Source organism: Paraburkholderia phenoliruptrix (genome assembly GCF_902859825.1).
GTDB classification, from domain to species: Bacteria; Pseudomonadota; Gammaproteobacteria; order Burkholderiales; family Burkholderiaceae; genus Paraburkholderia; species Paraburkholderia phenoliruptrix.
In genome coordinates, this window is the sequence record NZ_CADIKB010000006.1 from 45,412 (window position 1) to 59,088 (window position 13,677).

General features: G+C 68.4%; 10 protein-coding genes and 1 riboswitch. Of the genes, 5 read left to right on the forward strand and 5 right to left on the reverse strand.

The genetic code is table 11. From position 1 onward, the window contains the following. Positions 1 to 55: 55 nt before the first annotated feature. Positions 56 to 1,336 (reverse strand): DUF445 domain-containing protein, encoded by a 1,281-nt coding sequence (locus HV711_RS09135; RefSeq protein WP_035483873.1) that lies wholly within the window; start codon positions 1,334 to 1,336, stop codon positions 56 to 58. Positions 1,337 to 1,588: 252 nt separating this feature from the next. Between HV711_RS09135 and HV711_RS09140 the strand changes: the two genes are divergently transcribed. Next, the gene (locus HV711_RS09140; RefSeq protein WP_028359888.1) at positions 1,589 to 2,731 is read left to right on the forward strand and encodes a metallophosphoesterase family protein; all 1,143 of its coding nucleotides are present in this window, start codon (positions 1,589 to 1,591) and stop codon (positions 2,729 to 2,731) included. Next, a complete protein-coding gene (locus tag HV711_RS09145; RefSeq protein ID WP_035483820.1) occupies positions 2,728 to 5,352 on the forward strand; it encodes an AAA family ATPase in 2,625 nt (874 codons plus the stop codon). Before HV711_RS09140 ends, HV711_RS09145 begins: the two co-directional genes overlap by 4 nt. Before the next feature lie 36 nt (positions 5,353 to 5,388). Here HV711_RS09145 and cobJ read toward each other — a convergent pair whose 3' ends face one another. Genes cobJ through HV711_RS09165 form a run of 4 tightly spaced genes read right to left on the reverse strand, consistent with a single transcriptional unit; the run spans position 5,389 to position 10,233 of the window. After that, positions 5,389 to 7,227: a precorrin-3B C(17)-methyltransferase gene (gene cobJ / locus HV711_RS09150; RefSeq protein ID WP_035483817.1), complete on the reverse strand. Its 1,839-nt coding sequence runs from the start codon at positions 7,225 to 7,227 to the stop codon at positions 5,389 to 5,391. Continuing rightward, complete coding sequence (locus tag HV711_RS09155; protein ID WP_014971814.1) at positions 7,224 to 7,967, reverse strand: precorrin-2 C(20)-methyltransferase; 744 nt, start codon at positions 7,965 to 7,967, stop codon at positions 7,224 to 7,226. The genes cobJ and HV711_RS09155 overlap by 4 nt, the downstream gene beginning before the upstream one ends. Continuing rightward, complete coding sequence (locus HV711_RS09160; protein WP_035483816.1) at positions 7,964 to 8,590, reverse strand: precorrin-8X methylmutase; 627 nt, start codon at positions 8,588 to 8,590, stop codon at positions 7,964 to 7,966. Before HV711_RS09160 ends, HV711_RS09155 begins: the two co-directional genes overlap by 4 nt. 5 nt (positions 8,591 to 8,595) lie before the next feature. After that, positions 8,596 to 10,233, reverse strand: coding sequence for a ferredoxin-like domain-containing protein (locus HV711_RS09165; protein ID WP_279612650.1), 1,638 nt, complete (start codon positions 10,231 to 10,233; stop codon positions 8,596 to 8,598). 83 nt (positions 10,234 to 10,316) lie between these two features. Continuing rightward, positions 10,317 to 10,507: riboswitch (cobalamin riboswitch) on the reverse strand. 83 nt (positions 10,508 to 10,590) lie between these two features. Between HV711_RS09165 and HV711_RS09170 the strand changes: the two genes are divergently transcribed. Genes HV711_RS09170 through HV711_RS09180 form a run of 3 tightly spaced genes read left to right on the forward strand, consistent with a single transcriptional unit; the run spans position 10,591 to position 13,672 of the window. Continuing rightward, positions 10,591 to 11,859: a bifunctional cobalt-precorrin-7 (C(5))-methyltransferase/cobalt-precorrin-6B (C(15))-methyltransferase gene (locus HV711_RS09170; RefSeq protein ID WP_035483813.1), complete on the forward strand. Its 1,269-nt coding sequence runs from the start codon at positions 10,591 to 10,593 to the stop codon at positions 11,857 to 11,859. Between the two features lie 5 nt (positions 11,860 to 11,864). Beyond that, positions 11,865 to 12,953 carry a cobalt-precorrin-5B (C(1))-methyltransferase gene (locus tag HV711_RS09175; RefSeq protein WP_035483812.1) on the forward strand — a complete coding sequence of 363 codons (1,089 nt, stop codon included), beginning with the start codon at positions 11,865 to 11,867 and terminating at the stop codon, positions 12,951 to 12,953. Continuing rightward, a complete protein-coding gene (locus tag HV711_RS09180) occupies positions 12,950 to 13,672 on the forward strand; it encodes a cobalt-precorrin-6A reductase (RefSeq protein WP_028359894.1) in 723 nt (240 codons plus the stop codon). Before HV711_RS09175 ends, HV711_RS09180 begins: the two co-directional genes overlap by 4 nt. Positions 13,673 to 13,677: the final 5 nt, after the last annotated feature.

Below are 13,677 nucleotides of genomic sequence, written 5' to 3' on the forward strand. Positions count from 1 at the left end.
AAACGCTATGCCCGGATTGTAGGCGTTTTGTGAAGCCTTCTGCGAGATGAGGCGCTCAACTCAGGTGCAGCCGCAGCAACTCGAACAGTTGCGAGCTCACATAAAGCAGGAAGCCGATAAAACCGCCCACCACCGTTCCGTTGATGCGGATATATTGCAGATCCCGGCCAATGTTCAATTCGATCTGCCGCGACATCTCCTCGGCGTTCCAGTTCTTCACGGTATCGCTGATATGCCGCGTGAGAAATCGCGCGAACTCGGGCGCCATCGCGCGCGCGGCCTCTTCGAGATGGTCGTTGAGCGACTGGCGCAGCGCCGGATCGTTGGCCAGCTCGCGGCTCACCCATTGACCGGCCGCGACGACTCGCGCATGCAGCGCCGAGTCGCTGCTGTGCAGATCGCGTTTGAGCCACGCGCGCAGTTCGCCCCACATGTCCTTCACATAGGAGGCGAGCGCTTCGCCTTCCACCAGATAGCGCTTGAGTTCCTCGCCTTTTTGCAGGAATGCCGGATCGCTCTTGAGCTTGACGATGAGCTTGTGCGCGGCGTCGTCGAATGTCTGACGCAACTGATGCGTCGGATTCTCGCTGATCTGTTCCAGCATCCGGTTCACCGCGCTCGCAATCGCGTCGGCACCTTTTTCGCCGAGCCATGCCGACGGCAGAATCTTCTCCATCTTCGGATACTCGCTCCTCACCCAATCGACGATACGTTCCGCGATAAACGCGCGCGCCTCGGCCTGCCGCAGCAGCCCGAGCACCTGGTCGATGCCGGCGTCGAGCAGTTCCTGGTGGCGGCCGTCTTTTGTGAGCGTGTCGAGAATCGAGCCCATCGACTGCGAAAGATCGACCTTGCCGAGCACGTCGCGCAGCGCGTCCTTGATGAACACCTGGATGCGCGCGTCGTCGGTCAGGTCCAGCATGCCGCTCGTCAGCTTCACGACGTAATCGCCGAGGCGCGCGCTGTTGGCCGGCTCGGCCAGCCAGCGCGTGATGCTTTGCGCCGGATCGTGCTTCCTGATCAGACCGACGAGCGACGGCACGTCGAGAAACTTGTCCTGCACGAAGACGGCGAGGTTGTCGGCGATCTTGTACTTGTTGCGCGGAATGATTGCCGTATGCGCGGACACGAGTGGAATCGGCACGCGTCTGAAGAGCGCGGCGACGGCGAACCAGTCGGCGAGCGCGCCGACCATCGCGGCCTCGGCCACCGCCTTGATACCGTCGATCCACACGCCACGCGGCATCAGCGCGGTCGCGACGAAAACGCAGGCCGCGAGCGCGAGCAGCAGCAACGGCGTGCGTTTGGCTTTCCTCAGTTCGAGTGCTTTGTTCATCGGCGAGAGAGCCCGGGTCTGGAAACGCGAGTTTAGCGCCGTGTGCCGCGGGCTGTGCAGGCGGGGCGCGCCCGCGCATAGTCGTGCGCTGCGCTGCATCGCGCCGCGGATCCGCGTTTCGCGTGATGCGCAGGCGGTGACGGCTCGCTTTGCCGCGTCGGCGCGGTAACATGCACGGTTGAGCCGCCGCGGCGACTGCCGGTCTTTCCGGTGCACCTCATGCGGCAAGCAATTCAATGCAATGGAGGCACAGTGATCAGGTTTCTGCACACCGCGGACTGGCAGATCGGCACGCAGTTCGGCCAGTTCGAGCCGGACGAGGCGGCGCATCTCGCGCAGGCGCGCTTCGACACCGTGCGCCGCATCGCCGAACAAGCCGCCGGGCGCAACGTCGACGCCGTGCTCGTGGCCGGCGACGTATTCGATCTGCAAACGGTGTCCGACACGGTGATCCGGCGCCTCTTCGCCGCGCTGCAGGCGTTCGCGGGTCCGTGGATCATGCTGCCCGGCAATCACGACGCGGCGCTCGTCGAAAGCGTATGGACCCGCGCGCAGCGCCTGAATTGCGTGCCGCCGAACGTGCGCGTGGTGCTCGAGCCGGGCGTCGTCCTGCTCGACGCGTGCCGCTGCGCGCTGCTGTGCGCGCCGCTCACGCAGCGCATCACTTACGACGACACGACCGGCTTCTTCGATACCGCTGAAACGCCGCCGGGCTATCACCGCGTCGGGCTCGCGCATGGCAGCGTGAGCGGCATCCTGCAGGAAGGCATCGACTCGTCCAATCCGATTGCGCCGAGCCGCGCGGCCAGCGCGCGCCTCGATTACCTGGCGCTCGGCGACTGGCATGGCCACCTGCGCGTCGACGATCGCACCTGGTATGCCGGCACGCACGAGCAGGACCGCTTTCGAGCGAACGATCCGGGCTTCATGCTCGAAGTCAGCGTGAGCGAGCCCGGCGCGCAGCCGGTCGTGGAGCCGGTGCGGATCGGGCAGTATCAATGGCACCGCTGGGACGAAACGATCGCCGTGCCGACCGACGTCGACGCACTGAAGGCGCGGCTCGCCACGTTGGGCAGCCACGACGTGCTGCGCATCACGGCGAGCGGCACGGCCGCGTTGGCCGATGCAGAAGCGCTCCACGTCGCCGTCGAGGAAGCCCGCGCACGCGTGCGCGCCTTGCGCGTCGACCTGAGCGGACTGCGGGTCCTGCCCACCACTGAAGATCTCGCCGAGCTCGGCGCGCAAAGCGGCTATCTGGCGAAAGTGGTCGCGCGTCTGCGCGGCATGCAGGAGGACCCGCAGTCCGATCCGCAGCAGGTCAGGCGCGCCGCCGAGGCGTTACTGCTGCTGGCGCGTTTTCAACGTGAATTGCCGCGTGAGGCGAGGTCCGCATGAAGCTTCAAAGCATCGCGATACAGGAATTCAAGCAGTTCACCGGGCGGCTTTTTATCGACGACCTGCAGCCCGGCCTCAATCTTTTCGTCGGGCCGAACGAAGCGGGCAAGAGCACGATTGCCGAGGCCGTGCGCGCGGTGTTCCTCGAACGCTACAAGGCTTCGCATCTGAAAGATCTGCTGCCGTGGGGCAAGGCGAGCGGCCAGCCTTCGGTCGAAGTGAGCTTCGATCTCGACGGCGCCGCGTGCCGCCTGTCGAAGCAGTTCGTCACGCGCCAGCGCTGCGAATTGAAGATCGGCCAGAGCGTCTTCGGCGAGGACGAAGCGGAAGACAAGCTTGCGGCATTGCTCGGTTTTTCGCGCGCCGCGCGCGGGCCGCTGAAGGCTGAAAACGCCGGCGTGCCGGGCCTCTTGTGGGTACAGCAGGGCGGCACCCAGGACATGCGCGATTCCACTGGGCACGCGGCGCAGTATCTGCGCGATGCGCTGTCGCAGTTGTCGGGCAGCCGTGAAGCGGCGGGCGAAGACGCGTTGATCGCCGTGGTGCAGCGCGAGCTTCGGCAACTGCTGACCGCGCGCACGCAGAAGTCCACCGGAGCGCTCGCCGAAGCGGAAGCGGCGCTCACCGCGTTGAGCGCCGAGCGCGACGACCTCGTGCGGCAGCGCGAGCAGTTCGACGACAACATTGCGCGTCTCGCCGCGCAGCAGGAATCCTTCGACGACGCGCAACGCAAGCGGCCCTGGGAACTTCACGAGCAGAAGGCCGTGCTGGCGCAACAGCGTGCCGATGCAGCGGCCGAACTCGAACGCAGCGTGCAGGGACTCGTGCAGGCGTTGAAAGTGAGCGAGGCGGAGCTGGCGCTTTCGTTGCAGCACGAGCAGAACGCCGTGGAACTGGAAACGGCCGTCGCGCGCGAGCGTCAGCAACTCGATGCGGCGCGCGCCAAAGTGTCCGCGGCCGAGACCGAATACGCGCAAGCGGCGAGCCGCGTCGCGCAACTGGAGCAGGCCTCGACCGATGCACACCGCGCGCTGGAACTGGCGAATGCCGCCGTGAGCGCCGCGGATCTGCGCAGCCAGATCGGTCTGCATCGTGCGGAAGTCGAACGGCTCCAAGCGGCAATCGGCGCCGCGGGCGAAGCGCATCAAGCGCTTGTCGAAGCGACCCGCGCGGCGGCCGCGCTGGAAATCGACGAGGCGAAGCTGACGCGGCTCGCCGCACTCGACGCGTCGTTGACCGTGCTGCGCGCGCGCACGGAAGCGGCGATGACGCGCATCGAATATCGGCTGAACGGCGCGATCACCGTGGGCGATGCGCCGGTGAGCGGCGAGGGCGTGTTGCGTCTGGATGAGGAGAAGCGCATCGGCCTTGGCGAACTTGGCGAATTGCGCGTGATTCCGGGCGTGTCAGATTTGCCCGCGCGACTGTCCGAACTCGCCGCGCTCGAAGCCCAGCACGCGCAGTCGTTGCAGGCACTTGGCGTGGCCTCGCTCGCTGAAGCGGAACACCGGCGCGAACAGTGGAAGGCGCTCGTCGCGCAGCAGAAAAGCCACGCGAAGGTGCTGGAGGCGCATGCGCCACAGGGTATCGACGCGCTGCGCGCCGCGTCCGCCTCGGCGAGCGCGCGCCTGCAGGCGGCCAATGAGCGGCTGGCCGGCTTGCCCGACGTGTCCGCCGCGTTGCCGCTCGACGAAGCCCGGCGCAACGCCGACCTCGCGCGCGCTACGTTGGACAGCGCCCGCACGCTGTTGAACGACGCCGCGGAAAAGCGCTCCACCGGCATGGCGACAGCCGAATCGCTCGCGCTTCAGCTGCAGCGCAAGGAAGCGCAGTTGAGCGACGCGGCGTTTCGCAGCCGCCGCGCGCAATGGCAGGCGAAGATCGTCGAACAGCGCGTACAGGTCGAGGCGCTCGCGAAGCAGCGTGAAGGGCGCGAGCGCGAACTGGAAGCCGCGCGTCTGGACGATCCGGCGGCGGAGGCGAAGCGCTATCGCGCGTCGGCGGAACTGGCGCGTGCCGAGCAGCACGAGCGGCAGGTGCGCATTGCGCATTTGCGCAGCCAGCTGGAGACCGTGGGCGCGTCGGGGCTCGGCGAGCGGCTCGCCGCGCTCGACGCGAAGATCGAGCAGGCCACGCGCCGCAAGGACGAACTGAGCTTGCGGGCGGGTGCGTTGAGCCTGCTCGACGAAGTGCTCGTCGCCGAACGCGATGCTGCGGTCGCGCAATTGCGTGCGCCGTTGACCGAGCGCCTCGGCCATTATCTGAAGCGAATTTTTCCGCAATCCACTATCGCGCTAGGCGACGATCTGAGCCCGGCGACGCTCGACCGCTATGGCCGCGCCGATACGCTCGACGCGTTGAGCTTCGGCACGCGCGAGCAGCTCGGCATTCTCACGCGGCTCGCATACGCGGATCTGCTGAAGGCGTCAGGCCGGCCCACGCTGCTGATGCTCGACGACGCGGCCGTGCACACCGACGCCGGCCGGCGCGACGCGATCAAGCGCGCTTTGATCGACGCGGCTGCGCGGCATCAGATACTCGTGTTCACGTGTCATCCGGAACTGTGGGACGACCTGGGCGTGAGACAGCGCGCCATCGACGATATCCGGGCTGCGGCCTGAAACGTCGATGCGCCAGCAGCACGCGTTACGCTGCGCTCACTGATACCAGCGCGGCGTATACACCCATTGCACCCATTGCGCCCACCGCGCGCCTCGGGTGAACTGCCGCGTCGTCGACGAGCCTACGATCACCATCGTGCGCATGTCGACATCGGCGGAGCGCAGCTCGCCGAGCGTCACCGTGCGCAGTGTGCCGCCGGGTCTGCCGATGTCGCGACCGAGCACGACCGGCGTATTCGCCGCCCGGTACTCGCGCACGATGTCGAGCGCCTTGTCGAGTTGCCAGGGCCGCGCGCGCGAAATCGGGTTGTAGAACGCCATCACGAGGTCGGCTTGCGCGGCATGCCGCAAACGCGTTTCGATGATGCTCCACGGCTTCAGATTGTCCGACAGCGACAGCATGCAGAAGTCGTGGCCGAGCGGCGCGCCGGCCTGCGCCGCGGTCGCCATGGCCGCCGAGACGCCGGGCACGATGCGCAGTTCCACTGCCGCCCAGGCGCTGTTCGCGGACGTGTCGAGTGTTTCCAGCACGGCGGCCGCCATTGCGAATACGCCGGGATCGCCGGAGGACACCATCACCACCGAGCGTCCCGCGCTTGCGAGTTCGAACGCGTGGCGCGCCCGCTGCATTTCCTCGCGGTTGTCGGTGCCGTGCACGCGCTGGTCGGCGCGCAGCGGGCCCGCCATTTTCACGTAGGTGTCGTAGCCGAGAATGTCGGTGGCTTCGTCGAGCGCCTTGCGCGCGGCGGGCACCATCAGCTCGGCGCTGCCGGGGCCGAGGCCGATCACCGTCAGGCGCCCGCGCGCGCGGCCTATCGTGCCAGGGTCGATGGCGAGCGGCGCTAGTGCAAGCGCGACGCCCTCGTTGCGATCGTCATGCAGCGTTTCGTAAGGCACGCGCAACGCGGCGTGCAACAGATGCGCCGGTGAAGCGCCGTTGTCGTTGTCGTCGGCAGGCATGGGTGCGAATCGCAGCGGCACGTTCAGCCGCTTGGCGGCCTGGGCGAGCGCCGCGTTCGTCATGTCTTCCGTCGATGCCAGCAAGGCCGCGAGCGAAAGCACCGCGAGGCCGTGGGCGTCGAGGCAAGCGCGAACGCGCGCCTCGATGCTCGCGGCGGCTTCGATGTTCGCTTCTTCAGCGCGTGTATGTGCGTTCGCGTCTTTGCCGACAGCCGCCCCAGCCTGTGCCGGCAATTGGCTCATCACGCGAGGCCCAGCGCTTTCCCGCAGATCGCCCAGCGTCACAGCCGCCACCACGCTGCGTGGATGAATCACAAGCTCATCCGCGCGTCCGTCCCACGCACGCGGCGTCACGCGAATCGCCAGTCGCGCCGAGGCCGAGCGCGGCAGTTGCGCGTCGTCGAGCCACGGTGCCTCGCCTTCCACTCGCGTGCTTTCGCCGGCGAGCAGATCCGACACGAAGCGCTTGCCCTGGCCGAGATCGGCGAGTGTGTAACCCTCCGGCGGATTCAGCACGCAAGTCCCGAAGCGGACCTCTCCGCTCGTCGTAATGGCAGGCGATACGCAAAGCGCGGCGGCAATCTCGCGCGCCATCACGTTGACGCCGGCAAGGCCGCCGAGCAGAGGCACGACCGCGCTGCCGTCTTCGGCAACAGCGAGCACCGGCGGCTCGGCGCCCTTGTTCGACAGCAGGGGCGCGACGCAGCGAATCACAATGCCGGCCGCGCACAACGCGACGATCGGCGTGCCGCGCGCGTACAGGTCGCGCAGGTGCGCGCCCAGTTCGCTGTAGGCGACGTCGGCTTCCACGCGACCTTGCAGCGCGTGCACTAGCGAGTCTGGATACAGCGCCTGAATGTTGCGCGCAGCAGCGAGCGCGCCCGCGCCCAGAATGACGATGGCGGGCGGCATCATCCTTGCCATTTTTCCCCCGGCACCACCAGCAGCGAAAAGTACGGCGACGCCATCGGATCGACTTCGGCGAGCGGCACGATGCGCTGATTGCCCATCGTCGCGCGCTCGACGTACAACGCGCGCTGCGCGAGGCCGAGTTCGCCGAGCACGCGCCGCACCTTGTCGAAATTGCGGCCGAGCTTCATGACGACGGCGGCGTCGGCATCCGCGAGACGGCGCCGCAGTTCCTCTTCCGGCAGCACGCCCGAGAGTACCGACAGGCTCTGGTTGCGATAGACGAGCGGCGCGCCCAGCACGGCGGCGCCGCCGAGCATCGAGCACACGCCGGGCACGACCTCGCTTTCGTAGCGCGCCGCGAGCCGGTCGTGCAGATACATATACGAGCCGTAGAAAAACGGGTCGCCTTCGCAGATCACGGCCACGTCGCGGCCTGCATCCAGATGAGCGCCGACAATCTGCGCCGCCGTATCGTAGAAGTCGGCGATGATCGCCTCATACGAGAGCGGCGGCGCGAGCGCCTCCGTTGTCACGGGGTAGACGAGCGGCAGGTGTTGCTGCGCGTCGTGCAGATGCGCCTCGATAATGCTGAACGCGTTGCCCTTCTTGCCTTTTGCGACGAAGTACGCGACCACCGGCGCGGCTTTCAGCAGACGCAGCGCCTTTACCGTGATGAGTTCAGGATCGCCCGGCCCGACGCCGAGTCCGAAAAGACGTCCTCTGGGTGGCTGCGGGGCCGTCATTCGACCTCCGTCGCGAGGGCATTGACGGCGGCCGCGGCCATTGCGCTGCCGCCGCGACGACCGTGCACGACGACATACGGCACGCCGCGGCTGTTTTCCTCGAGCATGGCTTTGGATTCCGCCGCGCCGACGAATCCCACCGGAAAGCCGAGAATCAGCGCGGGCTTTGGCGCGCCGGCATCGAGCATGTCGAGCAGATGAAAGAGCGCGGTCGGCGCATTGCCGATCACGACGACGCTGCCCGCGAGGCGCGGACGCCACAATTCGAGCGCCGCGGCCGAGCGCGTATTGCCGAGCGCGCGCGCGAGCGCGGGCACCTGCTCGTGCGCCAGTGTGCAGATCACCTCGTTGTTCGCCGGCAGCCGCGCGCGTGTGATGCCTTGCGCGACCATGCCAGCATCGCAGAGAATCGGCGCGCCTTGCGCGAGCGCCGTGCGGCCCGCTGTGCCTGCGTCGGGCGAGAACGCGAGATCGTCGATCACGTCGACCATCCCGCACGCGTGGATCACGCGCACGGCCAGCTTCTCGAGGTCGGCGGGGATGCGCGACAGATCGGCTTCGGCGCGGATCGTCGCAAAGGATTGGCGATAGATCTCCTGACCGTCGCGAATGTAATCAAGCATCGGTGTCACTCATCTGGGTCATGCATCGGTTCACTTCGGGCGAGCCGCGCGAGCGTCGCTGCGGCTCGCCCAATTGTCAGTTGGCGCGCGACGCATTCGCCGAAGCCCGGCCGCGCGTCGCGTCGATAAAGGTCGTAGACGCCCGGCGCCGCGGCGAGCAACGTGAACGGCGCGCAATGCGCGGCAGCGCAGGAGCGCGGGCAGCCGCTCAGGTGCACGTCGAGGCCGGCGGGCAGATGCTTCGCGAGCGCGAGCGCATCGGCCTTGGTGTCCGCGAGGCTCTTCGCGCAGCCGCTCGAACCGGCACAGGCGACGAGGCGCGTAGCCGGATCATGGGAGTCGCATGCGAGGCCGAGCTTCTTGAGCGCAGCAAGCACGGCGGGTACCGCGTGTGTCGCGATGGCGGGCAGCAGGACGCTTTGCCATGGCGTGATGCGTAGTGTGCCGTCGCCATGCTGCCGCGCCAGCGAGGCGAGGCCGGGCAGGATGTGCGCATCGATCCTGCCGAGCAGCGGCTGCCCGCCGACGTGCCATGTTCCCGCGCTCCGCTCGCCGTGTGCACCGACGCGCAGCGCCGCATCGGCGGGCGTGCTGCGCCGCCAGTCGGCGAGCGCGGCGTCGCGCGTCAGCGGGAAATCGACATAGGTTTGTGCGTGCTGCAATATCGCATCGACCGGATGGGCGGCGAGCAGGTGACGCATGCGGGTGGCGTCGGCGGCGGCGAGGTCGAGAAACGTGTGCAGCAGCGCGCGCACGAGCGCCGGGACTTGCGACGGCAGCACCGCGGCTAGCGCGCCTTGGGGATTTGCCGGCGGCGCGCTTGGTGGGGCGTTTGCTGCCACATTTACTGCCGCTTTTGCTGCGGCGTCTCCTGCCGCGCTTGTCGTCGAGCTTGCTGGTGCGTTTGCTCGTGCTTGCGCTCGTGAGCTTGCTGGCGCGTTCGCGAGTCCGCCTGTTGCGGCACCTGTCGCTGCGCTCACTGCCGCCTGAGTTGCCGCCCAAGCTGCCGACTCCGTCGCACCCGCAGGCGGGCACCCCGCAAGGCCGAACATAAAACGGATCTCGCCCGAGCCGTCCTGCGCTGCCGCGAGCCACACGTCATGCGGATGATCGAGCCGTGCAAGGCGCTCGCCGCCATCCACGAGCAGCGCGAATTTCGGCGATAGCGCCGCGAAACGCGCGTCGCTTTGCAGCAGCGCGAGCAGCGCAGCGCACAGCGGCCGGGTGTCGAAGAGCGCGCACGGATCGCGGCCGGCCGTGGGACTGATCATCACATTGCGGATGTCGTCGGCGGCCAGGGCATCGAGCCGGGCCTCGCCCTCGGCCTCGCCGTCGGGCAAAGGCCCGAGCCTCGCGTCGACCAGCGCGGCAATCAGCGCCGCCTCTTCGCCGCCGCGCACGCCGCGCAGTTGCAGATTCGCACGATTGGTCAGCTCGATCACGCCCGCCGCATGCCGCGCGCTGGCATGCGCGATCGCGTCTGCTTGCGCCGCGCTCAGCTCGCCGCCCGGCAGCTTGATCCGGCAGATGCCGCCGTCGCGCGCGGCCACGATGCGCGCGAGCCCCGGACACGCCGAGGGCCGCAGCGCGCAAGCCGCGTCGGGCAGAACAGTGGAGGACGAAGCTCGATTCAAGACGGACACCGCGGTTAGCGTCGCGCGACGGCCCGAGCAAGCGATGCTGCGGCTTGGCTGCGGCATCGGTACACCCCGCCCGATGTTGGCTGGCACGAACAGTCTCGCCGGCAGGTCTCCTGGCTCGCAGGTCGTCGTCCGCCGCGGCCTTCCCGGTGAAACCAGTGGCGCTCAGCGCAGGCGGACTCGCTGCATACAGTTGCGGGGGCAGCCACAGCGGCAAACTGCTCGGCGCTGTGTTCCCTGTTAGGCCCCGAAGGGCACCGGCGGCTGTATTATGCCTTTTTTCGGATAGCACAACGAGGCTGGACGCTTTGACCGGCGTAGCGCAGCGCATTGTTTGAGATACCAGATGAGGAAGGATGCATGCCGGCGTGGCTGACGGTAGTAGGTATTGGCGACGACGGCTTCGCGGGTTTGGGACGGCCCGCGCGGCGCGCGTTGCTGGAGGCGTCGGTGATTTACGGCGGCGAGCGTCATCTGTCGATGCTGCCGGCGAGGCTCGCCGCGCGCCGCGTCGCATGGCCGCGTCCGTTCGATCTCGCGCCGCTGCTTGCCGAGCGAGGCCGGCCGGTGTGCGTGCTCGCGAGCGGCGATCCGATGCTGTTCGGCGTGGGCGCGACGCTCGCAAGGCGAGTGCCGCCTGACGCCTTGCGCGTGCTGCCTGCGCCTTCGTCGGGTTCGCTCGCGGCCGCGCGGCTCGGCTGGCCGTTGCAGGAGGTGGCGACCGTGTCGCTGGTGGGGCGGCCTTTAGCGAGCGTCAACGCGTATCTGTACGACGGCGCGCGCGTATTCGTGCTGAGCGCCGACGGCGGCACGCCTGCGGCGCTCGCGGCCTTGCTGAATGCGCGTGGCTTCGGCGCGACGTGCATGAGCGTGCTCGAACATCTCGGCGGCGAGGCCGAGCGGCGCATCGACGGCCGCGCGGACCAATGGTCCACGGGCGAAGTCGCCGCGCTCAATCTGATCGCGCTCGAATGCCGCGCCACCGCAGGCGCGCCGCGTCTGCCGCTCACCTGCGGCTTGCCCGACGACGCGTTCCGTCACGACGGCCAGTTGACCAAGCGCGACGTGCGCGCCATCACGCTGGCGCGTCTCGCACCGACGCCCGGCCAATTGCTGTGGGACGTGGGCGCGGGCAGCGGCTCGATCGGCATTGAATGGATGCGCGCGCATCCGGCTTGCCGGGCGATTGCCATTGAATCGCACGCGGAGCGTCAAGGTTTCATCGGACACAATCGCGACGCGTTGGGCGTGCCGGGGCTACAACTCGTCGCGGGCCGCGCACCGCAAGCGCTCGAAGGATTGCCCGCGCCGGACGCCGTATTTATCGGCGGCGGCGTGACGGTGCCCGGCGTGCTGGAAGCGTGCTGGGCCAGTCTGCGCGACGGCGGCCGGCTGGTCGCCAACGCGGTCACGCTGCAGGGCGAGGCGGTGCTCGCGGCGTGGCGCGAACGTCAGGGCGGCACGCTCACGCGGATCGCGCTTGCCGACGCACAGCCGCTCGGCGGATTCGACACGTGGCGTCAGGCGCTGCCGATCACGCTGTACGAGGCGGTGAAGGTCTCGGGCGGCAACGACGCTGCGCGTGACAGAAATCGCGCCGCTTCCGCTGAATCCGCTGAATCCGCCTGACCGCCATGCGCGACGAAACACCCGAACAACCCGCGCCGCTGCGCAGCGGCTACACGACCGGCAGTTGCGCCACCGCGACGTCGCTGGCGGCGGCGCGTCTGCTGCTCGCGGGAGTCGCGAGCGAGGTTGCGGAGATCGTGCTGCCCAAGGGCCAGCATGTGCCGATGCCGCTCGTCTTCTGCCGTCTGACGGACGAGGGCGCCGAGGCCGGCACGATCAAGGATGCCGGCGACGACCCCGACGTCACGCACGGCGCCGTGGTGTTCGCGCGCGTGCGCCTGCTCGCGGAGCCGGGCGTGGTATTCCGCGCGGGGCCGGGCGTCGGCACCGTCACGCGCGCCGGACTGACGCTTGCAGTGGGCGAGCCGGCGATCAACCCCGTGCCGCGCCAGATGATGACCGCGCATCTCGCCGAACTCGCGGCCGAGCATGCATATCGCGGCGGCTTCGAGGTGACGGTCGGCGTGGAGGGCGGCGAAGCGCTCGCGCAGAAGACCATGAATCCGCGGCTCGGGGTTCTCGGCGGCTTGTCGATATTGGGCACGACCGGCATCGTGCGGCCGTTTTCGTGCTCGGCGTATATCGCGTCGATTCATCAGGGCATCGACGTCGCGCGCGCGAACGGCTACACGCATCTGGCCGCCTGCACCGGCAACGCCAGCGAAGACGCCATGCGCGCGCATTACGGCTTGCCTGACATCGCGCTGATCGAAATGGGCGACTTCGTCGGCGCGGTGCTGAAGCATATGAAGCGCGCGCCGGTCGAACGTCTGAGTATTTGCGGCGGCTTCGGCAAGCTGAGCAAGCTCGCCGCCGGCCATCTCGACCTGCATAGCCGTAATTCGAGCATCGACCTCGAACGGCTTGCCGGCTGGGCCGCCGCGCACGGCGCCGACGACGCGTTGCAAGCCGCGATTCGCGCGGCGAACACGAGCCAGCAGGCCGTCGCGCTGGCGCATGCGCAGCACGTGCCGCTCGCCGACATTGTCTGTGCCCACGCGCTGCGCGTGGCGCGCGAGATCGTGCCGCCGCAGGTGAATGTCGAGATGTTCGCAATCGACCGGCAAGGCCATCTGATCGGAGCCGCGCGATGACGCGGATTTTGCTGCTCGGCGGCACCGGCGACGCATTACGGATGGCGCGGCACCTGGCCCCTCGCGACGTGTACAGTCTCGCCGGCCTCGGCAAGGTGCCCGACGACCTGCCGTGCGCGGTGCGCGTGGGCGGTTTTGGCGGCAGCGAAGGCCTGCAGCGCTATATCGAAGACGAAGACATCGGCCTTGTGATCGACGCGACGCATCCCTACGCGGCGCGGATCAGCGCGAACGCGGTGCAGGCGGCGCGCTCCGCGGGTGTCGCGTGCTGGGCGCTGCGCCGGCCCGCATGGCAGCCGCAGGCGGGCGACGACTGGCGCATGGTCGATAACTGGAACGAACTCACGGCGGCGCTTGCGTCGTTCCGGCGGCCGCTCTTCACACTCGGCCGCGAGCCGCTCACGCACCTCGACGAGATTCCCGCGCATCAATTCTGGTCCGTGCGTTGCCTCGACGCGCACGCGGATACCGCACGCGCTCGCATCCTCGCCGCGCGCGGGCCCTTCACGCTGGAAGGTGAACGGGCGCTCTTTGCGCTGCAAGCGTTCGACGTGCTGGTCAGCAAGAACAGCGGCGGCGGTGCGACGGAAGCGAAGCTCCAGGTCGCCCGCGAGCGTGGTCTGCCTGTCGTGATGCTGCGCCGCCCGCCGTTGCCCGCAGCGGACCGCGAATTTGCAAGCGCCGCGGATCTGCTCGCCGCGCTGCGTCTGTCGCACTGAATCGC

Excerpts from the sequence above, each read along its gene's own strand:
- HV711_RS09170 (WP_035483813.1), top strand. The coding sequence starts at position 10,591 with ATGCCGGCGTGGCTGACGGTAGTAGGTATTGGCGACGACGGCTTCGCG.
- HV711_RS09145 (WP_035483820.1), top strand. The coding sequence starts at position 2,728 with ATGAAGCTTCAAAGCATCGCGATACAGGAATTCAAGCAGTTCACCGGG.
- HV711_RS09175 (WP_035483812.1), top strand. The coding sequence starts at position 11,865 with ATGCGCGACGAAACACCCGAACAACCCGCGCCGCTGCGCAGCGGCTAC.
- HV711_RS09160 (WP_035483816.1), bottom strand. The coding sequence starts at position 8,590 with ATGCTTGATTACATTCGCGACGGTCAGGAGATCTATCGCCAATCCTTT.
- HV711_RS09180 (WP_028359894.1), top strand. The coding sequence starts at position 12,950 with ATGACGCGGATTTTGCTGCTCGGCGGCACCGGCGACGCATTACGGATG.
- HV711_RS09135 (WP_035483873.1), bottom strand. The coding sequence starts at position 1,336 with ATGAACAAAGCACTCGAACTGAGGAAAGCCAAACGCACGCCGTTGCTG.
- HV711_RS09155 (WP_014971814.1), bottom strand. The coding sequence starts at position 7,967 with ATGACGGCCCCGCAGCCACCCAGAGGACGTCTTTTCGGACTCGGCGTC.
- cobJ (WP_035483817.1), bottom strand. The coding sequence starts at position 7,227 with ATGATGCCGCCCGCCATCGTCATTCTGGGCGCGGGCGCGCTCGCTGCT.